This is a genomic window from Rhizobium sp. 18055, from assembly GCF_902706285.1.
In the GTDB taxonomy this organism is placed as follows: domain Bacteria; phylum Pseudomonadota; class Alphaproteobacteria; order Rhizobiales; family Rhizobiaceae; genus Rhizobium.
In genome coordinates this window covers 41,074-67,060 of the sequence record NZ_CACSKD010000004.1, presented here as the reverse complement: position 1 = coordinate 67,060, position 25,987 = coordinate 41,074, and the positions used below count along the sequence as shown (strand labels likewise).

Annotated in this window: 25 protein-coding genes; 7 read left to right on the top strand and 18 right to left on the bottom strand. The window is 59.2% G+C overall.

Going from position 1 to position 25,987, the window contains the following annotated elements; genetic code table 11:
• Positions 1–21: 21 nt before the first annotated feature.
• From GVL52_RS09040 to GVL52_RS09030, 3 genes are all read right to left on the bottom strand, one after another.
• Positions 22–690 (bottom strand): NAD-dependent epimerase/dehydratase family protein, encoded by a 669-nt coding sequence (locus GVL52_RS09040; protein ID WP_160006023.1) that lies wholly within the window; start codon positions 688–690, stop codon positions 22–24.
• 67 nt (positions 691–757) lie between these two features.
• Complete coding sequence (locus tag GVL52_RS09035; protein WP_160006021.1) at positions 758–2,191, bottom strand: aldehyde dehydrogenase; 1,434 nt, start codon at positions 2,189–2,191, stop codon at positions 758–760.
• A gap of 280 nt (positions 2,192–2,471) precedes the next feature.
• A complete protein-coding gene (locus tag GVL52_RS09030; RefSeq protein ID WP_160006019.1) occupies positions 2,472–3,386 on the bottom strand; it encodes a LysR family transcriptional regulator in 915 nt (304 codons plus the stop codon).
• 22 nt (positions 3,387–3,408) lie between these two features.
• On the opposite strand from GVL52_RS09030, the gene GVL52_RS09025 reads away from it, so the two are divergent.
• The gene (locus tag GVL52_RS09025; protein ID WP_244619124.1) at positions 3,409–4,518 is read left to right on the top strand and encodes an alpha/beta fold hydrolase; all 1,110 of its coding nucleotides are present in this window, start codon (positions 3,409–3,411) and stop codon (positions 4,516–4,518) included.
• Between the two features lie 63 nt (positions 4,519–4,581).
• Positions 4,582–4,779: a tautomerase family protein gene (locus tag GVL52_RS09020; RefSeq protein ID WP_160006017.1), complete on the top strand. Its 198-nt coding sequence runs from the start codon at positions 4,582–4,584 to the stop codon at positions 4,777–4,779.
• Positions 4,780–5,156: 377 nt separating this feature from the next.
• On the opposite strand, the gene GVL52_RS09015 is transcribed toward GVL52_RS09020, so the two are convergent.
• Positions 5,157–7,541, bottom strand: a complete 2,385-nt coding sequence (locus GVL52_RS09015) for a PAS domain-containing sensor histidine kinase (RefSeq protein ID WP_160006015.1) — start codon at positions 7,539–7,541, stop codon at positions 5,157–5,159.
• A gap of 508 nt (positions 7,542–8,049) precedes the next feature.
• On the opposite strand from GVL52_RS09015, the gene GVL52_RS09010 reads away from it, so the two are divergent.
• The 3 genes from GVL52_RS09010 to GVL52_RS09000 all read left to right on the top strand — a co-directional run bounded on the left by GVL52_RS09010 (position 8,050) and on the right by GVL52_RS09000 (position 10,643).
• The gene (locus GVL52_RS09010) at positions 8,050–8,538 is read left to right on the top strand and encodes a hypothetical protein (protein WP_160006013.1); all 489 of its coding nucleotides are present in this window, start codon (positions 8,050–8,052) and stop codon (positions 8,536–8,538) included.
• Positions 8,539–8,543: 5 nt separating this feature from the next.
• Positions 8,544–9,239, top strand: a complete 696-nt coding sequence (locus tag GVL52_RS09005; RefSeq protein WP_160006011.1) for a response regulator transcription factor — start codon at positions 8,544–8,546, stop codon at positions 9,237–9,239.
• A gap of 87 nt (positions 9,240–9,326) precedes the next feature.
• Positions 9,327–10,643 (top strand): EAL domain-containing protein, encoded by a 1,317-nt coding sequence (locus tag GVL52_RS09000; protein WP_160006009.1) that lies wholly within the window; start codon positions 9,327–9,329, stop codon positions 10,641–10,643.
• A gap of 286 nt (positions 10,644–10,929) precedes the next feature.
• Here the strand turns inward: GVL52_RS09000 and GVL52_RS08995 are convergent, their stop codons facing one another.
• From GVL52_RS08995 to GVL52_RS08975, 5 genes are all read right to left on the bottom strand, one after another.
• Positions 10,930–11,691 carry an SDR family NAD(P)-dependent oxidoreductase gene (locus tag GVL52_RS08995; protein ID WP_160006007.1) on the bottom strand — a complete coding sequence of 254 codons (762 nt, stop codon included), beginning with the start codon at positions 11,689–11,691 and terminating at the stop codon, positions 10,930–10,932.
• Positions 11,688–12,515: an ABC transporter permease gene (locus GVL52_RS08990; RefSeq protein ID WP_160006005.1), complete on the bottom strand. Its 828-nt coding sequence runs from the start codon at positions 12,513–12,515 to the stop codon at positions 11,688–11,690. Before GVL52_RS08990 ends, GVL52_RS08995 begins: the two co-directional genes overlap by 4 nt.
• Positions 12,515–13,381, bottom strand: a complete 867-nt coding sequence (locus GVL52_RS08985; RefSeq protein WP_160006584.1) for an ABC transporter permease — start codon at positions 13,379–13,381, stop codon at positions 12,515–12,517. Before GVL52_RS08985 ends, GVL52_RS08990 begins: the two co-directional genes overlap by 1 nt.
• A gap of 86 nt (positions 13,382–13,467) precedes the next feature.
• Entirely contained in the window at positions 13,468–14,631 is a 1,164-nt protein-coding gene (locus tag GVL52_RS08980; RefSeq protein WP_160006003.1) for a spermidine/putrescine ABC transporter substrate-binding protein, read from the bottom strand.
• Between the two features lie 23 nt (positions 14,632–14,654).
• A complete protein-coding gene (locus GVL52_RS08975; RefSeq protein WP_160006001.1) occupies positions 14,655–15,755 on the bottom strand; it encodes an ABC transporter ATP-binding protein in 1,101 nt (366 codons plus the stop codon).
• A gap of 187 nt (positions 15,756–15,942) precedes the next feature.
• Between GVL52_RS08975 and GVL52_RS08970 the strand changes: the two genes are divergently transcribed.
• Positions 15,943–16,803 carry a helix-turn-helix transcriptional regulator gene (locus GVL52_RS08970; protein ID WP_160005999.1) on the top strand — a complete coding sequence of 287 codons (861 nt, stop codon included), beginning with the start codon at positions 15,943–15,945 and terminating at the stop codon, positions 16,801–16,803.
• A gap of 272 nt (positions 16,804–17,075) precedes the next feature.
• Here GVL52_RS08970 and GVL52_RS08965 read toward each other — a convergent pair whose 3' ends face one another.
• Genes GVL52_RS08965 through GVL52_RS08935 form a run of 7 tightly spaced genes read right to left on the bottom strand, consistent with a single transcriptional unit; the run spans position 17,076 to position 22,396 of the window.
• Positions 17,076–17,873, bottom strand: coding sequence for a transporter substrate-binding domain-containing protein (locus GVL52_RS08965; protein ID WP_160005997.1), 798 nt, complete (start codon positions 17,871–17,873; stop codon positions 17,076–17,078).
• A gap of 59 nt (positions 17,874–17,932) precedes the next feature.
• Positions 17,933–18,661: an amino acid ABC transporter ATP-binding protein gene (locus GVL52_RS08960; RefSeq protein ID WP_160005995.1), complete on the bottom strand. Its 729-nt coding sequence runs from the start codon at positions 18,659–18,661 to the stop codon at positions 17,933–17,935.
• Positions 18,645–19,298 (bottom strand): amino acid ABC transporter permease, encoded by a 654-nt coding sequence (locus GVL52_RS08955; protein ID WP_160006582.1) that lies wholly within the window; start codon positions 19,296–19,298, stop codon positions 18,645–18,647. The genes GVL52_RS08960 and GVL52_RS08955 overlap by 17 nt, the downstream gene beginning before the upstream one ends.
• A 7-nt stretch (positions 19,299–19,305) precedes the next feature.
• Positions 19,306–19,989: an amino acid ABC transporter permease gene (locus GVL52_RS08950; RefSeq protein ID WP_160005993.1), complete on the bottom strand. Its 684-nt coding sequence runs from the start codon at positions 19,987–19,989 to the stop codon at positions 19,306–19,308.
• 46 nt (positions 19,990–20,035) lie between these two features.
• Positions 20,036–20,791: a 2-dehydro-3-deoxy-D-gluconate 5-dehydrogenase KduD gene (gene kduD / locus GVL52_RS08945; RefSeq protein ID WP_160005991.1), complete on the bottom strand. Its 756-nt coding sequence runs from the start codon at positions 20,789–20,791 to the stop codon at positions 20,036–20,038.
• Positions 20,792–20,795: 4 nt separating this feature from the next.
• Positions 20,796–21,632, bottom strand: a complete 837-nt coding sequence (gene kduI, locus GVL52_RS08940) for a 5-dehydro-4-deoxy-D-glucuronate isomerase (RefSeq protein WP_160005989.1) — start codon at positions 21,630–21,632, stop codon at positions 20,796–20,798.
• Entirely contained in the window at positions 21,629–22,396 is a 768-nt protein-coding gene (locus GVL52_RS08935) for a GntR family transcriptional regulator (protein ID WP_160005987.1), read from the bottom strand. Before GVL52_RS08935 ends, kduI begins: the two co-directional genes overlap by 4 nt.
• A gap of 758 nt (positions 22,397–23,154) precedes the next feature.
• Here GVL52_RS08935 and GVL52_RS31260 point away from each other — a divergent pair.
• Positions 23,155–23,349, top strand: coding sequence for a hypothetical protein (locus GVL52_RS31260; protein ID WP_306440357.1), 195 nt, complete (start codon positions 23,155–23,157; stop codon positions 23,347–23,349).
• Between the two features lie 456 nt (positions 23,350–23,805).
• On the opposite strand, the gene GVL52_RS08925 is transcribed toward GVL52_RS31260, so the two are convergent.
• Positions 23,806–25,272 carry an MDR family MFS transporter gene (locus GVL52_RS08925; protein ID WP_160005985.1) on the bottom strand — a complete coding sequence of 489 codons (1,467 nt, stop codon included), beginning with the start codon at positions 25,270–25,272 and terminating at the stop codon, positions 23,806–23,808.
• Between the two features lie 454 nt (positions 25,273–25,726).
• A complete protein-coding gene (locus GVL52_RS31255; RefSeq protein ID WP_306440356.1) occupies positions 25,727–25,966 on the bottom strand; it encodes a hypothetical protein in 240 nt (79 codons plus the stop codon).
• Between the last annotated feature and the right edge of the window lie 21 nt (positions 25,967–25,987).

Below are 25,987 nucleotides of genomic sequence, written 5' to 3'. Positions count from 1 at the left end.
GGAACTCGCGGTTTGGAGTTTTCAGGGCGTCGACGCCTTGCGGATGTCGGCTGGTTCAAGGACGGGCTTATTCCAGCCGGTGCGCGCGACGTTCAGCATGGCTCGACCGACGTCCTCAGTCGTCAGCACGTACCCGCCGATCAGGCCCCGGAGCGGCCCAAGCAGCCAGCTGGTGGCCGCATAGAACCAGTTCAGTGCCTGCACCTTCGATCGCTCGCCGTTTACAGGCAGGATCGCGGCTGGCCTGAACATGTAGGCGCGCTTGAAGGGTAGCTTGCGAATTTCATTTTCCGTGCGCCCTTTCACCCTGGCCCACATGCTTCGCCCTTTCTCGCCTTCGTCCGTACCAACGCCGGAGACATAGATGAACGTCATCCGTGGGTTCATCTGCGACAACAGCGTGGCGATAGACAAAGTGAGATCGAAAGTGATGCGGGTGTAAGAGGCCTCATTCATTCCCGCTGACGAGACGCCGAGGCAAAAAAAGCAGGCATCGTATCCTGAAATCTCGGTCTCGTGACCTGCAAGTTCGAACAAATCGGAAAGAACAAGCTCGCGCAGACGGGAAGCGGTAACACCCGTTGACGTTCTTCCGACAGACAGGACGTGTTCCACGTCATCCGCGGCAAGGCATTCGCGCAGCACGCCTCGCCCGACCATGCCCGTCGCTCCGAACAGCATCACTTTCACCTGGTCACGCTCCTGTTGGTGGCCGATATGCCCGGCGCGATGGACACCGCGCCGGGCGCTTCAATTCTCAAACCCCGATGGACTTGTGTTCGACGTAATGGTTGATCCCTTCGGCTCCAAATTCGCGGCCGATACCGCTGTTCTTGTAACCGCCGAACGGGGCATCGAAGCCGGTAAACGCGCCGTTGACCGAAAGCGTGCCTGTGCGAAGACGGCGGGCAACGGCAAGTCCCGTTTCCTCGTCGGCAGCCCAGACGCCGCCCGAGAGGCCGTATTCAGAATCGTTGGCGATCTGGACGGCTTCATCGACAGTGTCATAAGGCAGCACGCAGATGACCGGGCCGAAGATTTCCTCGCGCGCGATCCGCATGTCGTTACGGACATTGGCAAATATGGTGGGGCGGACGAACGCGCCGTGGTTGATCCCGTCGGGCATGCCTGGACCGCCAAGGGCCACGGTCGCGCCTTCGGAAATCCCGATGTCGATATAACCGGCGACCCGCTCGCGTTGGCGCTCGGATACCTGAGGCCCGAAGAAGGTGTCAGGCTCCAGCGGGTTGCCCACTTTCAACGAACCGATCCTGGCGGCGAGGGCGGCCACGAATGCATCATGCCTGTCGCGCTGGACCAGCACGCGGCTATGCGCGACGCAGGACTGGCCGTTGTTTCCGAACGAGGCGTATTGGAGCCCGGCGACCACGGCGTCTTCGTCCGCACCCGGCAATACGATTGCCGCCGACTTGCCGCCGAGTTCGAAGCTGGCACGCTTCAACTGCTCGCCAGCCAGAGACGCGATGCGGCGACCTGCTCCTGTGGAACCCGTAAATGCGATCTTGTCGACGCCGGGATGGACGACCAGATGTTCGCTGACGTCGCGGTCCGCGGCAAAGATGCTGAGGACGCCCTTGGGCAGACCTGCTTCCATGAAGAGTTCACCGAGCAACTGGCCGTCAAGCGCGGTCTCCGGGGCAAGCTTGAGAATGACCGTGCATCCTGCCAGAAGAGCCGGGAAGAGTTTCACCAGGGCGGATTGATGCGGGGCGTTCCACGGGATGATCGCGGCAACGACCCCGAGCGGTTCCCGCCGCCAGATAGCCTCACCGTGAGCGGCTCCCGAAACCCGCACCTCCCATGGATACTCGGAAGCGGCCTTGAGGTAAGCTTGGCTCTGCATGGCCAGCATGCCCGAGAGAACGCCTGTAAAGCCGATCGGAGCACCGTTCTCCTTGGTGATGAGTGTGGCGAACTCTTCCGCGCGCGCGCTGTAGAGTTCGACGAAGCGCGATAGGATGGCCTGTCTCTGAGCAGGCTCCGTCTTCGGCCAGGGGCCGTTGTCGAAAGCCGCGCGCGCGACCTTTACCGCGGCATCGACGTCAGCCTTGCTGGCGGCCGGCACGGTTCCGGTCAGAGAGCCGTCATAAGGCGAACGGACTTCGATGATTTCGGTACCCAATGGCGCAACACGCTGTCCGCCAATGAAAAGTTGCTCATACGATGTCATGCTATAGTCCTTTTCCGAGTGTTGTCAGGCGGGATGACCACGCTTGAACTCGAAATAAATATGGACGAGACGCAACGCTTTGTGACTAGCAGTAAGAGGCCATATTACTTGCAAAATCCGCCAATGCGACTGTGAAGAAAATTGACATGCTCATTCGGATAACTCCCCGTTCAGGTGGGAGATCCGCCGTCCGGCACGATCTCGGCTCCAGATATATAGGACGCATCGTCCGATGCGGGAAACGACAGCTACTGATCAAAGGGATGACTGGGCGAATAGCCTACATCCCAAGGGCACCCTTCTTGGCTTCTTCAACGAGCACTTCGACCATATGCCGAACTCGTGGAAGAAGATGTCGCGTGGCTGGCCATAGCGCGGAAATCTCCACGGGCACGCCCGTCTGATCTGGCAAAACGGCCACCAGCCTCCCAGCCTTGATGTGTTCCGAGACCAATGAACTCGGCATCTGAGCCAGGCCCAATCCAGCAACCGCTGCATCGACGATCGCTGCACCATCCCCGATTTCATGGGTAGCGGGAGGAGAGATGCGAATGACGGACCCATCGGCCGTCTTGACGCGCCAGGTCGTCGGGATGTCGCGGCGGAAACCGAGGATGCAATCGTGCGCTTGAAGGGCAGTGATGTCGTCTGGGATGCCTCGTGCTGCCAGGTATTCCGGTGATGCGACGATCAGGGCCCGCTGCGTAAGCAGTTTTCGCCGGACCAATCCGTTGGTGTCCTTGGTTTCTCCGAACCGGATTGCCAAGTCGACGCCTTCCTCGACCGGATCGATGATCCGATCCGTCAGGGAAAGCGTCAGTGTGAGCCCCGGATGCTTCTTCGCCACCCTGGTGAGGAGCGGCAGCAGGAATTGCCGTCCCCAGGCCGCCGGAGCGTCAATCCTGAGCCGCCCTGCCAGCTCCTGGTTTCGGGCGGCAAGCGCATGTTCTGCCGAGCCGATCTCCTGAAGCGCGTGCCGGCAGCTGGCGAGATAGGCTTCGCCGTCCTGGGTCAGCGTGAGCTTTCGGGTGGTTCGATGAATGAGCTTGGTGCCGAGGCGCTCTTCCAGCCTCGAAACGCTTTTGCCGACTGCCGACTTCGTGATGCCGAGCTTTTCTCCTGCGGCCGTGAAGCTCAGAAGGGTCGCTGCCTCCACAAAAGCGATAATGCCATCGAGCTGGTCAAGTTGGGTCAATTGTGAACCTTAAGGCTACACTGTGTCGAGTTTTGCCTGTTTATCGTCAATCTGGACTACATTAAGTGTAGCCAAACGACAATCACATTCGACACTTGTTCGGCTCCCGCCGGCTTTCGAAGAGACACGAAAAATGACAGGCACCATTTCCCGAATTCTACTCGCCGCTTCCGGCCTCATGCTGACCGTGGCTGTCGCCTCCGCCGAGCCCGCCATCGAAGTCCTCGGTCGGGACTTCACCTTCCCGAACAAGATCGACGGCCTGCCGGGCAAGCTGTCGGAGTTCAAGGGATTGAAGATAAACCACTTCACGACCAACGACGGCGTCAGACTGGCATACTGGGAGGCGGGGGAAGGCAGGCCACTGATCTTCGTTCCGGGCTGGTCGGCGAATGGAGCCGAGTTCGTCAACCTGATGTTCCTGCTCTCGCGGACGTATCATGTCTATGTCCTCGACCCGCGAAACCAAGGGCTTTCCGAAAACGTGGAACACGGGACCCGTATCGCCCGGTTCGGTGCTGACCTCAAGGGGTTCATCGATCATCTCGGCGTCGGCAAGGTCGACCTCTGCGGCTGGTCAATGGGAGCTTCCGTCATCTGGAGCTACATCGACCTGTTTGGGACTGATGCCATCCGCAAGGCCGCCTTCATCGACGAGCCGATCTCGATCTATACCCATGCCGACTGGTCGGAACGGCAGCGGCTTGAAGCGGGCGGTATGACCACTTCCATCGAGCGGATGGTGGCAGCGTTCAACGGCGCGCCGACGAACGATCAGACAGTCGATATGAACGCTATGCACCGTTACATGGAAAGCAGCTCGCTCGCCTTTCAGAATTCGGAGGCATTCTCTCGCGAGTTCATCAAGAGCGATCCCAAGTTCATGAACCTCGTCCTCTTCGACCATGCCTCGAACGATTGGCGTGATGTTATCAGCCACAAGATCGACGTGCCGACCGCGATATTCACAGGCGAGAACAGCAATAACGTCGCAAGCCAGCGATGGATGCAGTCGGTGATCCCGGGCTCGGAATTGCACGTCTATTCGAAGGCAGAGCAGGGTGACCATTTCCTTGCCTTCAAAAACCCCACGAAATTCACGAACGACCTGTCGTCGTTCCTGGACCGATAGGTTGAGCCTCAAGGTTCGGCCGAGCAACGAGGCGGCAAGCCGCCAATGATCAAGGAGAATATCATGCCCGTCGTACGCGTAAGCTGGTTCAGCGGTAAGGATGCCAAAGCCAAGAAGGCAGTTGCCGCCGAGATCACCGAGAGCATCGTCAAAAACACCGGCACTGACCCGAATTACATCTACGTCCTGTTCGAGGACATCGCGCCGTCAGACTGGGCCGGCGGTGGCAAGCTGTTCGGCGAAGAGGTCGAAAAGGTCTGATAGAATCTTAGCGCGGATCGAACGGTGGGTTCTTGCCGTTCGGCGCTCTATGCTTCAGCCCCCTGTGTATGGATACGCTGTAGCTGGCGGCGCGATTTTCCCAAGTGTATTGCGGAGCATCGGTCGTGTCCGTTCAAGGCCAGGCATCGCTGGCGTTAGGAGCTGCACCCATCGCGGAAATGTTCTCCGGTTCGCGCCCCTGTTGTTGCCATTTGATCTGCTTTGGATCGCCCTAAAAAGGGGTTGGTTATCGGCTCCAAGGTGCGTGGTGGCTGCTTCCGGCAGAGCCCACTGAGTTTCACGCGATCCGACTGCATCTGACGAGGAGGGCGGACGATCAGTGTCGCCTGCCTCAAGTCGATGCGCTGCTGCTCGCGTCATTCTTGACCGTCAATTGGGCCGGGCATGACCACATCTGAGAAAACCAAATTGAACGGCCCGTCTGCTTTAAGGAGCTGCAACGCTTCCGTTGCGCCGTCCGCGCATGTGACGGAATAGCCGAGCGAAACGAGTGTGTCGGCGGCGAATTCACGGACCATTGGATCATCCTCCACGACGAGAATGCGCTCACTGCCACCCTCCAGCACCCGGTTCAAAATAGGCTCCTGGAGTATCTCCGTAGACGCCAGTCGAGGAAAGGACAGGAAAACGTTTGTTCCCTTGCCCGGGTCCGATACGATTTCGATCAGGCCTCCTGATTGCCGCACGAAGCCATACACCATGCTGAGACCTAAGCCGCTGCCCTGGCCGAAGCGCTTCGTGGTGAAAAAAGGCTCAAAGGCTTTTGCCCGCGTCTCCGCGTCCATCCCGAAGCCGTCGTCGGAGATTCGGATCACCGCGTCGTCACCGCTTTGCGCCGTCGAGATCGTCACCCTGCCGCCATGTGGCATCGCATCGCGGGCGTTGATGCAAAGGTTCATGATAGACGCTTCCAGTTGCGCCCGATCTGCCCGTATGTGCCCTACTGCCGGATCAAGCTTAAAGTGCAGGACAATCGTTTCGCCAAGTGCAGTCGATAGCAATTCCTCCATTGCCAGTATTGGACTGTTGATATTCAAAGCCGCGGGTTCGAGAGGCTGACGCCCCGCGAAAGTCAGAAGCTGACGTGTGAGGGCGGCGCCTTGCCGCGAGGCTTTGTGGTTTAGCTGCGCGACCGCAGAAAGTCGCGGATCGGCAATTCCGTCGGCCAAGGTCTCGGCCGTCCCGATGATGACCGTCAACAGGTTGTTGAAATCATGGGCGACGCCGCCCGTCAGCTGACCGATGGCCTCAAGCCGCTGCGCCTGCAGTCGTTTTGCCTCATTCAGACGTGTCTCGGTGACGTCGCGGAGGCCACCTACCATCCGGGTTGCCTTGCCCGCAGCATTGCGGATGATATGGCCCTGATCGAGAACCTCGGCATAGGAACCCGCTCCGCGGCGGAAGCGAAACTCTTCCAGCCAGGCTTCCGCCTTCCCATCAATGGCGGCAAGCACGCTTGAAACCACACGTGCGCGGTCGTCCGGGTGGATTTTAGCCTCCCATCCCCGAAAACCGTCCTCGACCGGTACGTCGTCATGCCCGAAGACGGAGGCGATGTTGCTGTTCCATTGCACACGGCCGGTCGCAATGTCCCAGTCCCAGTCCCAGTCCCAGTCCCAGTCCCAGTCCCAGACCGCGTCCGTCGTCATCATGGCCACGATCGAGAAGCGTTCCTCGCTCTCGGCCAGTTGTTCCTCCGCTCGCTTTCTCTCGGTGATGTCGCGACCGGTTGCGACGAAATGGCTGGCCCGTCCGTCGGAGCCGAAAATGGGCGAGATGCTCATGTCCACCCAGTATTCGCGGCCGTCTTCGGCGTAGTTGAGAAGTTCGGCCCGGATCGCCTTCGGCAATGCGATTGCGCGATTGATCTCTTCAATTGTGGCGGCGTCAGTCCGCTGCCCCTGGAGAAAGCCGGGGGAGCGGCCGAGCGCGTCGTGCGGTGAATAGCCGGTGATCCTGACGAAGGCGTCGTTAACGTAAACGATTGTTTGCCCGTCCCCGGGCCGCGATGCGGCCTTCGTGATTATGACGAAGTCCTCGATTCTCGAGACCGCCATTTCCAGCAGGTGCAAGTGCTGATCGGCTGCATGCCGTTTTGTCACGTCTCTGAAGTAGACGGTCAGCCCTCCCAGACCTGGGTAGGCGGTAACGGAGAACCATGCGTTCAGGGACTCGTAACAGACCTCGAAATCGGCCGTCCTGTTCTCGTGGACTGCGCGCTCGTAGTGCTTTCGGATGGTGCCCGAAGAGGCCTCCGGAAATTCCTGCCAGATCAGGCGACCCAGAAGCGTCGAACGCGTGCGCTCAAGCAGGCGCTCAGCCTGACGGTTGAGGTACGTGAAGCGCCAATCGGTATCCAGGTGGAAAAACGCATCGCTGATGTTCTCCATCGACTCGGCGAAACGCCGTTCGAGGTCCTTTGCTGTCTTCTCCAGCCGCTTGCGCTCATCAATATCCTGGAGTGCGCCCTGGATGCGGCAAATGCGGCCCATTTCATCGTGAATCGCGACGCCGATGGCGCGAACCCATTTCCGCCGGCCCTCGCCATCAGTAATCTCCACCTCGATATCGTAGGGTAGACCGGTAGCAACGCACGACTCAAAATGCCGCGTGATCGTGTCTCGCCATTCCGGAGCGAAATATCCAATCCCCTCCTCTGGGGTGACCGTCGTGCCCCTTGGTCTCTCATGGATCGCCCAAGTTTCATCGGACCATTCGATCAGACGGTCCGGCAGGTGCACCACCCATCCGCCAAGCTTGGCCGCGTTTCCGGCGATCTCGAGAAGCGCCTGATTCCCGTAGAGATCGCGTGGCTGAGGCGAGACCCCGCGTGAGACTCCGTATCGGCGGAACCGCCCAACTATGAAAAGTGTGACACCAACGGTCCAGAGCCAAGCATTTGTTGGGAGCCATGCGAGGACGAAGGCGGAGATTCCGCCAACAAGTAACCCAGCAGAGAAACGACCTCCTGCCCATTGCCTGAGACCGGCCACGAGAGCGTGGAAGCCCTTGTTAGCGATTGCCTCTCCCCGTCCCATGGCCTGCGTTTTCCTCGGTCGTCGTTTGTTTCGACCAGTCGATAGTCTCTAACGGCACCACAATCCATAAGAGATCGCTTAATTTTAACTCTTTTTAAATTTGGCGCGGCGGTCCCTTAAGGACGGGCCTGCCTAATCGGGGCATCCAACTGCCGCGTTTCCTGCCTTCCGACGAAGCAGGGGATCTCGGCAAGCATCGAGGTCACCGGTTATGTCTACAAAGAGAACGACCTATCTCAGTCGCGTCGAATCCGACTACTTCAGCCGCAAATGGTACCGCCGCAGCGTCACCCTCTTCTGCAATCTGCTATTCGCCGGAAAATGGATGCGCAAGGCCCAGGTCATTCGGTGCCTCATTGTTGAAATCAGCGAGGGCGGAGCGACGGTGCGCATTGGAAAGTCCCAGGTGCCCGATCACCTTTATCTCGTTTTTGGCCGGTTTGACGTGGTCGTTGGCAGTATCGTCGTTCAGCGCGATCCGGGCTTTCTGCATATTTGCTTCGTTAAACAGTTGCGGCCCGATTTCGTCAATCGCCTGGCACGCATGAACTCCCCGTTCTCGACCTTGGAAAGCCTCAACCCAGGAACCATATCAGCGAGCGACAACGCGCAGCCTAAGCTGCGCCCAATGCCACCCCAGCCATTTGGTGCTCAGGAAGGAGGCTTGGGACAAACCAACAAGCAATCGAAGAGACCATGAATATAATGATCATCGAAGATCAGCGAGACGTCGTTGAAATGTTGCAACTGAGCTGGGCTGATTCCCGTGACAGGCTCGATTATCTTGCAACCGTCAAACAGGGGAACCGCTTCATTCATTCAAATGAACTCGCTTCCTATGACTGCATCCTCATCGATATCAACCTGCAGGATGGGAGTGGGTTGGAACTGCTTCGTGAGGCCCGTTCACGCTCTGACGTCCCGATCATCATGATCTCGGGCGCTGGCGACGCTGATAGCCGCGCCGACGCCATCAGCGTCGGTGCAGACGACTATGTGATGAAGCCGTTCAGCGTGAAGGAACTGCGCGCCCGCGTCCATCGCCTGCACGAGGCGCGGCTGAGCCGCAGCACTCCGCGACAGAGCCTTACTTTCAAGATCGGCAATATCAATTGCGATATCGAGCACCTGTCACTGGACTTTGGCGACACCCGCCGACTGCTGACTGCACTCGAAGGACGGATACTGCAGGTCCTCTACGAGGGTGCGGGTAAAGATTGTCCCAAGTCCTGCATCGCGCGGCAGGCGCTCTTTCGCGAGCACGACCCGCGCGACAAGACAATCGACGTCTACATTAACCGGCTGCGCGGCAAGCTTGCAGAACTCGATGCGGCGAGCGGCGGCGCCATAAAGACAATCCGCGGCGTGGGCTATCGCCTGAGCGATATCCATCAACAGTGAGAGTAGAACTGCGTCATGCTTCAGTGTGTAAACCGTGATGTGGCGTCGGCCGAAGCAGCCGGTCCCGGAGGAACTCCACCGGACGAGGTGGCACGCCTCAAGCGTTTGAGTGAACTGGCCATCGTTTCAAGCGGTCCGGATCCGGTGCTTGATGCGTTGGTCGATGCTGCTTGCCTCGCGACCGGCACACCGATCGGCCTGATCACCTTGCTTGACGATGAACGCCAATGGTTCAAGTCGAAACGGGGTATTGAAGGTGAAGGCTCCTGTAGAGCAGACGCTTTTTGCGATTATACGATTCGATCGTCGAGGCCCTTTATCGTACCTGACGCTGATCGCGATGTTCGCTTTGCCGGCAATCCTTTCGTGACAGAAAGCGATGGGATCCGCTTCTATGCCGGTGTCCCGCTGGAGATCGAGCCGGGAATCCGGCTCGGTTCGCTCTGCGTTATCGATCGTGTGCCGAGGCGCCTCGCAGCCGAGGTGCGCAGTTTGCTCGAGCGGTTGGCGCGTTGCGCCGTAGAACGCCTGTTGCAATCCGAAGACCGATATTTGTTGTCCCGGATCGACTCTGGCCGACTTGATCGCGCAAAAGCCGACAAAGCAGCTCTGGTGCTTGCGGAAGAGGCGCTCGCACATGGCTTCTTCGAGCTGCATTACCAGCCGAAGATTGCGCTCGACACGGGAAGGCGCATCGGTTTCGAGGCTTTGCTGAGGCTCAAGAAGGCCGATGGAACGATATTTGGTCCCGTAGCCTTTTGTGCAGCTTTCGACGAGCCGATACTCTCCAGGCGCATCGGTAGCCATGTGCTGCAAAGTGCAGTCGCACAAGCCAAGGCGTGGGAGGATGCTGGAGTCGATTTTGGACACATCGCTATTAATGTGTCGTCGTCACAGTTTGTCTCATTGCCGGGCAGCCATGGCTTGGTTGGTGAAATCCTTGATGCAACCCGTTCGGCGGGACTGTCTCCCCGCCGCATCCAGATAGAGGTCACGGAAGGTGTCATGCTGTCAGGGCAGGATGGTGACATCGGCATGCAGCTTGAGGCGTTGCGTGCGGCTGGCTTCCTCGTCGCATTTGACGATTTCGGTACCGGTTTCGCCTCCCTCGTACATCTGAAGGAGCTTGCCTATGACCAGATCAAGATCGACGGTTCGTTCGTCCGTGCAATGACCGGCTCCAGCGCCGACCACGCCATTGTGAAAGCTATCGTCGATATGGCAAAGGCACTGGGAAAGCACGTCATCGCTGAGGGTGTGGAAACCGAGGCAGAACTTCAAGCGCTACAATCGCTCGGCTGTCACTATGGCCAAGGGTTCCTCTTCGGCCGGCCGGCCCGCGCGTCCGATGTAAGCCTTCTTCTAGACTATTCTGCGAAATGGGGGGTACCTCCGCATACGTGACGAAAGCAACTGGCTTCGCGCCCCAAGCTTGACCTTTGCGGGCTCTCCTGGGGAGTTCCGAAAGCTGACATTGCTGCAGATTGGCGCAGTTGAGCGATCCCGGCCTCCTAGGGAGGTCGACGTGAGGTTGGCCCGAAGGCGAATATTTCGACACAGACGCGCTCAGTCTTGCGACAGGCAGGCGGGCTCCGCTCAATTCTGCCAGCTTCTCGTGAATGCAGATTGTTGTTAAGCATCATCGCGTTGCCGATTGGTCTTCTGCAGCTATGGATTTGCCGGCCGGCGATCAGACGACGGTTTCGCCGCCATCCACGACCAAAATCTGGCCGGTCATGTAGGATGAGCGGTCCGACACGAGAAACAGGATCGGTTCGGCAATCTCAGAGACATCGGCCCAGCGCCCGAGCGGAACCTTGTCGGCGATATAAGCCTCGATCGCGTCGCGCCCGCCCATCTGGGCGATGAAGGGTTCGTTGAAGGGCGTATCGACCCAGCCCGGGCAAAGCGCATTGGCCCGGACGCCGAACTTTGCGTAGTCGCCCGCCATCTGCCGGGTCATGGCGATTACTGCATGCTTTGTCGTGGTATAGGCGATCATCTCCCGATCGTAGAGAATGCCCGATGACGACGAGGTGTTGAGGATGACGCCCTTGCCGGCGCGCTTCATCAGCGGCATCACCAGACGGGCCGCCATGAAGTGGGCGCGGACGTTGAGCGCCCAGGACTTGTCGAAGCCGTTGATGGCCACCTGCTCGAGATCACCCGCCACCTGCGACCCGGCATGATTGTGCAGGATATCGATCCTCCCGTGGCGGGCGGCGATTGCGGTGATGCCGGCTGCCAGCGCCTTGTCGTCGGTCACATCCAGAACCAGCGCCTCGGCGCTGCCGCCGGCCGCGCAGATTTGCTGGATGGTCTCGTCGGCATGGATGAAATCGATATCCGCGACGACGACATGGGCGCCCTCCCGCGCCATGATCGATGCTCCTGCCCGACCGATGCCGGAGCCTGCGCCCGTGACGATGGCAACGCGATTCTTGAGGATCATGGCGTTTCCCGTGGATTTTTTTGTTGTTTTTCACGCATCAGGAACCGGGCAACGAGGATCATCACCAACGACGCGATTAGTACCATGGTGGCGATCGCGTTGATCTCGGGGGTCACACCGCGGCGGATCGAGGCAAATACGTAGATCGGGAGTGTCGTGTGGGAGCCGGCAACGAAAAAGGCGATGATGAAATCATCGAAGGAGAAGGTAAAGGCCAGCAGAAATCCGGCCAGGATCGACGGCAGAATCTGCGGCAGCACGATCTCACGGAATGTCGTGAGAGGCGTAGCGTAGAGATCGCTGGAGGCCTCGACGATATCGCGCCCGAGGCTGGCAATGCGCGCTTTGACGATCATCGTCACCAGCGCCATGGTGAACAGGCCGTGGGCCGCGATGATCGAGCCGTATCCAAGAGCAAGTCTCGGTGGCTGTTCGCCCGGCCAGACGGCGGCGAGCAACGGATTGAGAAAGCCGAAAACCTCGACCAGCGCCACCAGCGTGGCGATGCCAATGACGACGCCGGGCACCACGATCGCCGCCGCAAACAGGCCGTCGAATACGGCGCGCGTCTTCGGCCCCAGCCGCTCCAAGCCGATCGCCGCCATCGTCCCGAAGATCGCCGCCAGCGTGGCGCTGGTAAAGGCAATAATCAGACTGTTTTCCAGCGCCTGCATCAGGAAGGTGTTGGACAGTGCCTTGCCATACCACTGCGTCGAAAAGCCGGTGAAGTCGGATGCGTTGCGTCCTGCATTGAACGAGAACAGCACGACCAGCACGATCGGCGTGTAGAGAAACAGATAGGTGGCTGTGACGAGACCGCGCATTAGACGAGATCCACCTGGCGGGTGCCGGCGACACGCCAGGCGACGCGCATGGCCACCAGCAGGACGATGACGACGACAACGACGAGGGTCACTGCGATTGCCGAGCCGAACGGCCAGTTGCGTGACTGCAGGAACAGATCGACTAGGGCGTTACCGATGAAGAAAACTTTGCCGCCGCCGAGCAATTGCGGGATCAGGTACTCACCGAGCAACAGGATGGTCACCAGCGCCACGCCGGTCATCACGCCCGGCAGCGACAGCGGCAGCGTGATGCCGAAGAAGGTCGAGAGCGGCTTGGCGCCGAGATCGGCCGACGCTTCCAGCAATCGCCGGTCAAGCTTTTCGAGGCTGACGTAGATCGGCATGATCATCAGCGGCAGGTAGCCGTAAACGATGCCGAGCAGCACCGCGCCCGGCGTATTCAATAGACGGACATTCTCGATGCCGACGAACTCGAGCAGATGCGGGATGCCGCGTGCGCCGAGGATATACATCCAGGCATAGGTGCGCACGAGCAGGCTGGTCCAGAAGGGCACGACCACCAGCGATACCAGCAACAGCCGATGCTTGGGGCTGGCCTTGACAGCCAGATAATATGCGACGGGATAGGCGACCAGCAGGCAGGCGAAGGCGCCAATCGGCGCCAGCACCAGCGTGTTTTTGAAGGCTGCGGCGCGCGAGGCGAGATTGGCGAACTGCGCGAAGGTGAAAGCCGCCTGATAACCGCCTTCCGGCGCTCGTTCGCCGAACGAGAAGACGACGATGGCGATGAACGGCAGCACCATGAATACGAAAAGCCACACGCTCGCCGGCGCGACCAGTGCGGCGGTGACAAGGCGTTTCTTGGTGTCCGGTGTCAGGGCCATCTCGATCCGATTTGTGTTTGCAAGGAAATAGGATGTTGCCATCAGGGCACGCCTCACCCGAGGGCAAGGCGTGCCTGGGTTCCAGATCAGGCCGACTTGAAGCGCGCCATCAGTTCGGCACGGCTCGGGTCAGTCAGTGTCACGGCCGCGCCGAATTCGAGCGGCGTCAGCGATGCCTCATCAGGATAGACGATGGTGTTCGAAGTGATCTCCTTCGGCAGCAGCGCGATGACGCGGCTGTCGGTGGCCGGAGCGCCGTTGGCGATATGCTCCTTGGCCGCGTTGGCGGGATCCATCAGATAGTTGAGCAGCGCGTAGGCGGCGGCCTTGTTCGGTGCGTCCTTGGGGATCGCGTAGTAGTCGGTCCAAATCTCGCCGCCATCCTTGCCGAGCACGAAAGCGATCTCGGGCATGTCGCGGTTGAGCTGGGCGCCATCATTGGTCCAGCACATGGTCATCCAGGCATCGGTGGCGCGCATGCCCGGCTGGTAGTCGCTGTTGATGGCAAACAGGTGCGGCTTCACCTTGATCAGCAGCTCTTCCGCCTTGGCGAGCTCGTCTGCCTTGATCGAGTTAAAGTCGTAGCCGAGCGACACCAGCGCGCTGCCGATCGTCGTCAGTTGATAATCGTGCACCATGGCGCGGCCATCGGCTTCGGTCTGGGCGATCTCGAAGAAATCCTTCCAGCTGGTCAGCTTCGTTTTGATCTTTGACGTGTTGACGGAGAAGCCGGTGGTGCCCCAGTTTTTCGGCACCGCATAGGTCTTGCCGTCAATCTGGCCCTCCTTGGTAAAGCGCGGATTTTCACTCGCCTGGCTGAAGTTCGGCAGCTTCGAGAGATCCAGTTCGTCGATCAGGCCGAGCTTGTGATGGGTCGAGATGGTATAGTTGGTCGGCACGAAAAGCGACCAGCCGGAGGCGCCGGCCTGCAGTTTCGCCAGCATTTCCTCGTTCGATCCGAACACATTGACCTCGACGGCGACGCCGGTGGCGGCCTTGAAGTTTTCGAAGGTTGCCGGGTCATGATAGTTCGGCCATGTGGCAATCGACATCTGGGTGCCAAGTTCGTCGGCCGCGTAAGCCGGCGTCGATAGCGCGCCGGGGAAGCGCGACATCACGGCGGTCGCCAGACCAAGGCCGGTAATGCCGAGGAAGTGGCGACGGCTGACGGAGCCGCGCTTCAAGCGCATGAACTCGTCCATGAAGCCTTCGGCGGAAATGGGGAGATTATCCTTGTAGTCCTTGCTCATGATGCTGTTCCCTTGTTTTGATTTTATGCTGCACTGGAAGCTGAAAAGACATGCGCGCCGGCCGGATCGAAGCCGAGGAATACCGTTTCTCCCGGCTCGACCAGATCGCTCTCGCTGATACCGCGCCGATCCGCCGTCACCAGAAAATCGCCGAGCCCCGGCACCGCCACCGCGTATTCCGCCGATGAGCCAAGGAAGATGCGGTGCGTGACAACGCCCTTGAAGCTCATGATATCGCTGGCCTGCGCCCGGGTGAGCCGCATCGCTTCCGGGCGGATGGCGACGATCGCCTGGCCCGGCACAACGCGCTGTCGGGCAGCCGCAGAAATCGCCGACCCGTCACCGAGCCTCAACGTTGCGCCATCGGCCTCCATCGTCGCATCGACGCGATTGGTCTTGCCGACGAAATCGGCAACGAACAGATCGGCGGGACGGTCGTAGACTTCTTGCGGCGAACCAAGCTGGCGGATGCGCCCGGCGCTCATGACGCACACGACATCGGCCATCGACAAAGCTTCTTCCTGATCATGCGTGACCAGAACGAAGGTGATGCCGAGTTCTCGCTGCAAGGTCTGGAGTTCGATCTGCATCGCAGAGCGCAGCTTCTTGTCCAGCGCCGCCAAGGGCTCATCGAGCAGCAGAACCGATGGGCGGTTGACGATCGCCCGCGCCAGCGCCACGCGCTGCTGCTGCCCGCCGGACATCTCGTGAATGCGGCGTTTTGCAAAGCCGCCGAGCCGCACCATCTCCAGCGCCTCACCGACACGGCGATCGATCTCGGCCGTAGCAATCCGGGGCCGCATCTGGCGCAGTCCATAGGCAACGTTCTGCTCGACATTGAAATGGGGAAACAGTGCGTAATGTTGAAACACCATGTTGATGGGGCGTCGGTAAGCCGGCACGCCGTTCATCTCACGCCCGTCTATCAGCACTGTGCCTTGGCTCGGCTGCTCAAAGCCGCCGATCATGCGCAGGCATGTGGTCTTGCCACAGCCCGATGGCCCGAGCAGCGCCAGAAAGGCGCCCTTCGGCACATTGAGATTGATGTCCGTTACGGCGGTCACAGAGCCATAGTTCTTGGTGACCGAACGGAATTCGATATCGTTCGTCGAAGCGGATGCCACGTCTGTTCCCTGCGGTTGGTTTGGCGGCAGTCTATGCTGCCTTTCGCCACCGTCGTTGGCAAAAGACTAAACCCCGTGTTCTCTGACGGCATATACCCCGAGAGAGGTATTTAAGCCTCTTTGGCTTCGTGGAAGGTATATACAGGCGTTCACGGATGTCTGTGAGCTGATCGGGAGATGGTTTGACATGAGCACGGATCTGGAGGCGCTGTTTCAGGCCTTCAACGCCACCATCGGCAAGCCCTCCATGAGCGATGCCGAATTCGGGGAAACCTTTCGCCGGATGATGTCGGCGCTTGTTCGCTTCGACTATGTCGTGGTCTTCGCTTACCGCGGCCAGGAGCGGCCAATCGATCTTTACAGCACATTCGATCCGGACGAGCATATCGTCTTCGTCACGCTGTACCAGGCCGGGCCCTATCTCCTGGATCCGTTCTATCGCACGGCGAGAGAACGGCGAGAGGGCGTCCAGCGGATGCGTGAACTTGCGCCCGATCGCTTCTTCTCGAGCGAGTACTACCGCAGCTACTACGTCAAGACGGGGCTGGCCGAGGAGATCGGCTTTTTCATCAATGCGGGCGACGACATCACGGTTGTCCTCTCGCTAATGAGGCGCGAACGGACCGGTAGCTTTCCGGCCGACGAATTTTCGATCCTGGAAAAGGTCGAGCCGCTGGTCGGCTCCATGGTGAAGCACTACTGGTCCGATTTGGCGCGGCGCTTCGATGCACAACTGGCGGCAGGCAGGAAACACCGCCGAAAGGCGTATCATGACGAAAATATCCTCCCCGGTGACGCCGTCTGGCGGGATCTGAACCTGACGACCCGAGAGAGCGCCATCGTCGATCTTGTGTTGCAGGGACACTCGTCTGAATCCATCGGATTGAAGCTGGGTATCTCGACCGGAACGGTCAAGGTTCATCGGCGCAATGTCTATCGGAAGCTTGGCATCTCCTCGCAGACACAGTTGCTGTCGCTATATCTCAAGAACTTGCAAAGCGAGCCGCAACCGCGCCTGATCGTTCGGGCTTTACACCACCAGATGTAGGCAAGGGAAAACTCCCACATACGCTCGATTCCGTGAAGCGGCGCAAAACACAGCCGTCGCTACCCGGGCTTTAGGCTTTAAGAAGCGCAACGGCTTTACGACAGGATTCCGACCTGACGCTTTGACGCAGTTGATCTTAAACGGCATCTCCATCGCAACCTTGTTGCAGGTTTCGGAAGAGAGACGCTCAGGAGGCGTCTGAGCAAGCGATCCGTTGATTGGCCTTGATCGAGAATGCGCCAGAACCGAAACGGCCCCGGCGCATATGCTGTCTATTGACGCGCGGTCAGGTCGTCGGGCAGTTCGGCATTGTGGAACTTGCGATAGATATCACGCAGGACCTTGTTGTCGAAATTGGTCTTCACCCATCCGTCGAGCCAACCCTTGAGTGCCGTTTCTCCCTTCGGGATGCCGATGCCGAGGTTGGTTTCCTTCTGGGTGAATTTCAGCTGCAGCGGATTGCTCGCCATTTTCTTGTTGATGCCGTTGACCACGGCAGACTGGCTGGACAGGATCTCGACCTGGCCCGAGACCACCGATGTGATCAGCGTCGCGTCGTCCTCGAAGCGCACAATCTCCGCACCTTTGGCCTTGGCAGTGATATCCTGGTCGTTGGTCGTGGCGCGGGTCACGCCGATGCGCTTGCCGTCGAGATCGGCATAGTCCTTGATCGCGATATCGGCCGGTGCTGCAACCACCAGCGCCAGCGTGGCGTAGGGGACCGAGTAGTCGATCGCCTTCTTGCGTTCCTCGGTGATCCCCAGAGACGAGACCACCATGTCGGCCTTGCCGGTCTGAACCGACGGGACACGGGCAGCGTTGGTGATTTCCACTAGTTCGAGCTCGACCCCGAGATCCTTGGCGATCAGCTTTGCGGTTTCGACGTCCGAGCCGCTCGGCTTCAGGTTTTCATCGACGAAGGAATATTCCGGAATGCCCATGGCAACGGCAATCCGGACCTTTCCGGCTTTTTTGATATTGTCCAGCACGTCGGCACTGGCTGTCGATGCAAGCGCCAGAAGACTGGCACCGGCGATGATCGCAAGTGTTGAAATGATCTTTGTCGGCATATGAGACTCCTCTCTCGTTTACCTATCCTGCAATTCGCGCAGGCACTCCTCCTCAAAATTCAAAGCTCTTCGGCCATGAATTCCCTCAGTTCCGGTGTCTGTGGGTCGGTGAGGATTTCCGTTCCTCCCGCTTCCCAGACTTTGCCGGTATGCATGTAGATGACGCGGTTGGCGGCGCGCTTGGCAAAGCCCATCTCGTGCGTCACGACGATCATCGTCATGCCGCCGCGGGCAAGATCCTCCATAACGCGCAGGACTTCGCCGGTGAGCTTCGGATCAAGCGCCGAGGTCACTTCGTCGAACAGCATCACCTTTGGCTGCATGGCAAGCGATCGGGCGATCGCCACACGCTGTTGCTGGCCGCCGGAGAGTTGTTCAGGATAGCTGTCGATCTTCTCCGAAAGGCCGACCTTGGCGAGAACCCGTCTGGCAATCTCGAAGGCCTGATCCTTGCGCATCGATTTCACCCGGCGGAGGGCCAGCATGATATTTTCAGCAACCGTCATGTGCGGAAACAGGTTGTAACTCTGGAACACCATGCCGATGTCGCGCCGCAGGGCCCGCAGATCCAGCTTCGGGTCCTCGACATTGTGGCCGCAGACTTCGATCGTCCCGTCCTGGATCGTTTCCAGCCGATTGATACACCGAAGTGCCGTGCTCTTGCCGGACCCCGATTGGCCGATCAGTGCGACCACCTCCCCGGCATTGATCTCGAAGGAGACGCCCTTCAGCACCTCCAGGGCGCCAAAGCGCTTGACCACATTGGTCAGTTTAACGACGGCTGACATTGAGCTTCCTCTCAAGCAGGCGGCTCCAGACGGAGAGCGGATAGCAAACGCAGAAATAGAACAGCGCTGCGATGCCGAAGACCAGGAACGGCTGGAACAGTGAGTTGTTGATGACCTGCGCCGCACGTGTCAGCTCAAGAAAGCCGACAACCGAGGCAAGCGAGGTGTTCTTGACGAGTTGTACCAGGAAGCCGACCGTCGGCGGTGTAGCGATCGTCAATGCCTGCGGCAGGATCACGTCTCGCAAGGCCTGCCAGCGTGTAAGGCCCAAACATTCGGCGGCTTCGAACTGGGTCTTGGCGATCGACTCCACCGAGCCCCGCCAGATCTCCCCGAGATAGGCGCTCGAATAGACCATCATGCCAAGGCCGGCGGCCACGAGCGGCGGCACGGAAATGCCGAAGACGCCGAGCCCGAAATACAGAAGAAACATCTGTATCAGCAGGGGCGTGCCCTGGACGATCTGGATGTAGATCAACGCCGTGCGTCTAAGCCAGCGGGCGCGGGCGATGCGCGCCAGCATCACGAAGAAGCCGGCGACGCCGCCGAATACGAAGGCGAGGGCGGACAGCACCACGGTCCAGAGCAGGCCATCCAGCAGGTAGTAAAGGTGATTGGTCGAGAACGCACCGAACATCGTCACCTCACACGCCCAGACCGAGCCGGCGACGGCGCGGGAATGCAAGCAGGCCAATCCCGAAGAAGGCGGCACGCATGAGATAGGTGATCGCAATGTAGAGAAGCGCGACGACGAAATAGGTTTCCAGCGAACGGAAGGTGTTCGACTGGATGTTGTTGGCAACGCCCGTCAGTTCTTCGGCCGAGATCTGCGAGCAGATCGAAGTCGATAGCATCATCAGGATGAACTGGCTGGAGAGCGCCGGATAAACGCGTTCGATGGCTGGCAGCAGGATGATGTCACGATAGATCTGAAATCTCGAAAGGCCGAGCGCCTCGGCGGCTTCGATCTGGCTCGGATGGATCGAGTCCATGCCTGCACGGATGATCTCGGCGGTATAGGCGCCGACATTGATGACCATCGCAAAGACGGAAGCAGCAAGGATCGGGAGACGAAATCCGACAGATGACAGGCCAAAGAAGATGAAGAAGATCTGGACGATAAAAGGCGTGTTCCGCACAGCCTCGATATAGACGCCGACCACGACGCGCAGGACTGCCACATCGGAGCGCCGTGCGATGGCGCAGGCAATGCCGATCGCAAGCCCGATCATCACCGAAAACACGGTGATCTCGATCGTCGTCAATGCACCTGACAGGAAATCCCGCCAGTAGGGCACCAAAGCCGCGAAATCGAACTGGTACTGCATGTCTCCTCCATGCGCGCGCAGCCGGCGCGCTTGTTCAAGCGGTCATCTAGCGGGCAAGCCAGCCACCATCGACAGGGATGACCGTCCCGTGGACGTAGTCGGACGCGGCAGATGCCAGGAAAACGGCGGCACCACCGAGCTCTGCCGGCGCTCCCCATCGTCCGGCCGGAATACGCGCCAGGATCGCCGCGCTGCGGTCCGGATCGTCGCGCAGAGCCGCGGTGTTGTTGGTGACGAAATAGCCTGGCGCAATGGCGTTGACATTGACGCCCTTTGCCGCCCATTCGCAGGCCAGAAGCCGGGTAATGCCCGCAAGTCCGCTCTTGGAGGCAGTATAGGAGGGAATGCGTATTCCGCCCTGAAAAGAGAGCAGCGAGGCAATGTTGATGATCTTGCCGCTGCCTTTCCCGATCATGTGACGGCCTGCCGCCTGCGACAGGAAGAACGCCGTCTTGAGGTTGGTGTCGATGACGGCATCCCAGTCTTCCTCGGTGAAATCGATCGCGTCGGCACGGCGAATGATGCCTGCATTGTTGACGAGAATATCCAGGCTGCCGAAGGCTGAAATCGTTTCGGAGACGATGCTCTTCACCGGGGCGATGCTGCCGAGGTCGGCGGTGATGGAATGAAAGCGGGCTCCGGCCCTGACGACGAGCGCCTCGGTTTCTTCCATTGATGAGCGCCCGACGCAAACGATCGAGGCACCGGCTTCGGCGAGCGCCAGGGCAACGCTCTGGCCGATGCCGGTATTGGCGCCGGTCACCACCGCGGTGCGGCCGGAGAGATCGAATGGATTGGCCATCGTTCTACCTCAGATCCGCAATAGCGATATGGTCCATGTCCGTGAAGCTCTTGTTGTCGCCCGCCATTGCCCAGATGAAACTGTAGTTCTTGGTGCCGGCGCCTGAATGGATCGACCAGGGCGGCGAGATGATTGCCTGCTCGTTGGCGACCAGCATGTGGCGAGTTTGTTGTGGCTCACCCATGAAATGGAATATTCGCTGCTCCGGCTCGAGGTCGAAATAGAGATAGGCTTCCATCCGGCGGTCGTGTGTGTGAGACGGCATGGTATTCCAGACGCTGCCGGGTTCGATCATCGTGAAACCCATGGTTAGCTGGCAGGACTGGCAGACATCAGGATGAATGAACTGGAAGATCGAGCGCCTGTTGGCCGTTGCGGCTTCACCGGGGGTGAGGTGGCGGGCCTGATCGCGGGTGAGGAGCACGGTCGGGTGGGTCTGGTGGGCAGGCGTCGAGACAAGGTAAAACTTGGCAGGATCAGACGCCGCCACGCTCTCGAAGACGACCCCTTTCGCACCCCTCCCGATGTAGAGGCAATCATATTTGGCGAGTTCGTAGCGCCTGCCGTCAACGACCACGCTTCCGGCGCCACCGATGTTCAGGGCGCCGAGTTCACGTTCGGCAAGGAATATTTCCTGGCCGATCGCTTTTTCCGGCACCAGTGTCAGCCCGGTGGCGAGTGGCGTTGCGCCACCGATTACCATGCGGTCGTAATGCGAATAGGTGAGCCGGATTTCACCCCCTTGAAACACTGTCTCCACCAGGAAATGTGCCCTCAGCGTCTCGGTATCGTAGCCGCGAACGGCCGATGGGTGAGAGGCGTGTCTAACGTCGATCTTCATGGGGTTTTTCCCTTCTCTTCGGCGGACGCCAAGGGCTTTGCGTCCTCGATAAAATAGTTCGGATCCCAGATTTCTGCCTTCTCGACTTCGCCGAGCAGCTTGCCGAGATGGAAACTCATCGCCTCGGTGGCGCCGGCCTTGTCGCCTTTGCGCATGCAAGCAATGACTGTCGAATGTTCGTCGATCACGCGCGCCAATCGTCCTTCCTGGGGCAGGGTCAGAAGACGGTAACGGTCACTGTGGACCTTCACTTGCTGGATGATCGCCCAGATGCCCGGGAAACCCGCTATGTCGCTGATCAGTTTGTGAAAATGGTTGTCGCCAATGTGGAAAGCCGCGACGTCGCCGTCGTGCAGACAAGCGGCGAGATCGGCGAGATTGCGCTCGAGCAGCCGCAGACCTGCCGGCGTCATCTTCTCGACGGCGATCGACACGGTCGTATCCTCCAGCGCCTTCCTCACCAGGATCGCCTCATAGAGGGCCCGGCGCGGAATACGTGAGACGAAAGTGCCGGACTGCGGAAACACATCAACCAGACCCTCATCCGCCAACCGCAGGACGGCTTCGCGAATAGGCGTACGGCTGACGCCGAACTGCGCTTCGAGTTCCTTCTCGTTCAACAGATCCATTGGGCGGCGGCGCAGCGAGATGATGTCGTCACGCAGCGCGTTGTAGACGAGCGTCGCGGTACGCGGCGTTGCCGCCCGCTGGTGCGAAAGATGGGTGACCCCGGCCAGCGAACGCTTCTTGCGGGCATCGCTCATATCGCAAAGCTCTTATACCAGCGGCCGCCGCGTCCACGCTCGTCCCAAACCATCCGAAGGCTCCTCTTCCCAAGAGAAGTAATATATTAGTATCCAACTTTACGCAACAGTGAGAATCAAGCAGCGCATTTGATAAGTTGGCGCGTCCTGAAAGCAGTTCGGATCAACGGTCGCATCGAACAATGGCTCAGGAAATGGACTGATCGCTTTCGGCTGTAGCCCTCTGGGCACTGACGAAGATGGAGCCGGGCTCTTGTCGGCGAGGATATGCCGCGGCGTGGAGCGCGTCGCAGCTTCCGACTTGCGCGCAACGGTATTATGCGGTTTCGCACGTCGTTTGTTGATTGGACGTCCTCAGCGGCAGGCGGCTCTTCGAGCCAGCGGACAATCGCGTCCAAACATGGACGCAACTGCTTCCTCAACTCTGCTGTCAGTTCGCCTCAGAGACCGCATGCCTGGCCAATGGACGTCCAGTCCATGCGACCATTCACGATCGGTGGTGGCTGTCGGGGGATGACGAGACCGACGAGATACCATTTGGTGATCAGGTGCTGCGCCCGTTTTTCTCCGGGCTATTGCCGGACGAGGGCGCACGGCAGCGGCTTGCTGCGCGTTAGGCCTATCGGCAGGCAACGCCTTCGGGCTACTGGAAGTTATCGGGGGCGAATGTGCAGGTGCTTTGTCACTCTTTCCCTCAGGCTTGGCACCCGAACCTCCTGGCCGACCCCAAGCCGAAATTCTCAGTCCGGAACGTCTGGATGAAATTCTCAGCAGGCTGCGGACACGGCCTTTGCTTGGCGGAGACGAAGGCATTCGCCCATCGCTCGCCGGACAAACTGGCGGTCATTGTCGATGGCACTTCTGTCGCATTGGCAAGAGATGGTCGACCAACGACCCATATCTTGAAGCCAGTCATCCAGGCGTTGGAAGGCACGGTGGAGAACGAGTATTGATAATGAAGCCGCTCGTTGGTCTTCGACAACTGAAACGGCGGCGGCCCGTCCTTAGCCAGCCTTCGGCCCGACCAGCACCCCGTAATGCCGGCTGTAACAGCATGATAACGCCCTTGATGACAGTTGAGCCGCTTCAGCAGTCATCAAGGTAAATCGCCCTGGCACGCAAGTCACCTCGACAGCGCCGTTGGACGTCGAGTTCTACGGTGTCGTAAAATACGTGCACGCCGAGGACAGTGGCAGCGAGGTCCTGCGCAACGCCGCCTTTGCCTCCTCGACACGCTGACGCCGCATCCCCCGATCGTGCGCCGGGAGGTACATTCGAACTGCCTGGCCGTTAGAGTCGCCTGCGGCACCGTGGATATGATCGTGTCAAAAGTGGTTACTGGTTCGCCTTTAGGCTCCTTCTGTGATCCACGACAGAAACCGTGCATCAAGAAACGCATTCGTTTTGTACTACACCTTGTCCGGTACTACATCACCATGTTGAGGCTGAGGAACCAATAGGCAAGCGGGCACGATCAGCGCAGCGATGAGCATCATGACCGTGAAGGTTGAATGCAGGGCGTGCTGTAGTGCAATCCGGATCTCTTCGCCATCTGGGATGATGGCGCCCGTACCGTTCAGTACGGCCCGCAGTTGTTCCGGCGTGATTGCCTGGCCGTTGTTGGCGTGTGCGAGACCGTAGGTAACCACGGCACCGAGAACCGCTGCGCCGAGCGTGCTTCCAAGATTGCGTGAGAAGACGTTTGAAGCCGTGGCGCTACCGCGATCCGACGAAGTTACGCTTTCTTGTGTCAGGATCAGCGCGCCGATATTGAGCAATCCCATGCCGAAGCCCATAACCAACGAACCGGCAGCAGCGAGCAAAACCGAGCTGGAGGGCGTTAACGCCACCAGCAGCAATGTCCCGGCGGGAATGAACAGGCTTCCGACGACCATGATCGGGCGCAAGCCGAAGCGTGAAAACTGGCGCGACGCTATCGTCGCCCCGCAGGGCCAGCCCAGCAAAAGCATCGTCAATGCGAAGCCTGCCACAAGTGGGGAACGGTTGAGAACGGTCTGGACGTACATCGGTAGAAAGGTCGTTAGTCCCATGATCGACATGCTGGCGAAGAAGACTGCCAGGTTCGCGAAGGCTATCGGGCGTTTCAGCCAAAGGCCAGGTGCGACCATCGGAGCTTCGGCACGGCGCTCCTGCCAGATGAACGCGGCAAGGGCAGCAACGAAAACGACCAGCGCCACGATCGCATAGCCCGATACCGCGCCTTCCATTTCGGTCAGGGCGATCATAAGAGCAGAAATCGAAACCGCGAAGAGAGCTGCGCCAAGCACGTCGATGGAGACAACTCGGGTTCGCTTCTCCTCATGCAGAAAAAAGATAAACCCCAGGGCAGCTAAGGCTCCCACCGGCAGGTTGATCCAGAAGATCCACGCCCACGGGAGATTGTGAATGATCAGACTGCCGAGAAGCGGTCCGACGACGGCTGAGAGCGCCCAGACGCTTGCCAGATAACCCTGGACCTTGCCGCGTTGATTGCCGGGAAATAGATCGGCAACGACAGTCATCGCCACCGGTTGGATTGCACCAGCGCCGATGCCCTGGAGTAACCGAAAGCCGATCATTGAGGGCATCGACCACGCGAAGCCGGCGAGAACCGAAGCCAGCAGGAACAGTGCGATGCCAACCAGCAGCATTGGCTTGCGGCCGTAAATATCCGCAAGCTTGCCGAACACAACGGTAGTTGCCGTTTGCGTCAGCAGGAATGACGAAAAAACCCAGGAATAGAGATTGATCTGACCAAGCTGAGCAGCGATCTGCGGCATTGCTGTCGAAACGATGGTGGCTTCGATGGCGATCATCGCCATGCTTGCCATGATCGCGACGACGACGAGGCCGCGATGAGACGTTTTCTCTATCATGCATTACTTTCGGGGGAATACCTTCAACGACGAATTGGCAGTCGCCGCTGATAGCTGTTGGTGAATGGCTACCTAGATATGGTGTACGATCACCGCGTCAAGCAACGATTTGAAATCTCGGTAAAACTGTACGAGGTAGGTCTGCGCAGCGCTACCATCCGCTGCACGACGATACCCGCGAAGAATACGAGGAGTGGCGCGCCACGTCGCTCAACGACAATCGCGCGCGGGCCCACACTGGCTGTTGATCCCTACACACGCCGTACGTTGGGCCAAGCTTTCGATCCAAGCGATGAGTTCCATAGATGACCGTTAGCCCATTCGAAATGAATGGCGGGTGGCAGGTTCACGTCACTTCAATGTGAAGGCGACGACCATTATCAGTCACCTAGGCTTCCGAACCAGATCAAGCAGCTAACTTGCCAGCCTAATGGTTTGCTCGGCGGCAACTCTGTCATAAGATGAAATTGCTACGATTATAGATATGCACGAAGCCCATTTTCGCTAAATTGGTATTCGAGATGTCGGCATTGTCGGCCGATGGCACCTCGGTTTCGACCACGAAAGTTGAAACGCCTCGGTCGGCGCCTTCTTGGAGGCGAGCGTGGATCAAGGCTTTCTGCGCACCTCGGTTTCGAAAGCCTGGGACGGTCGTTCCTCCGCCGAGCCAGGCAAAAGTTCCTGAAGCGAACATTGCTCCGGTTCCAACGGGGGT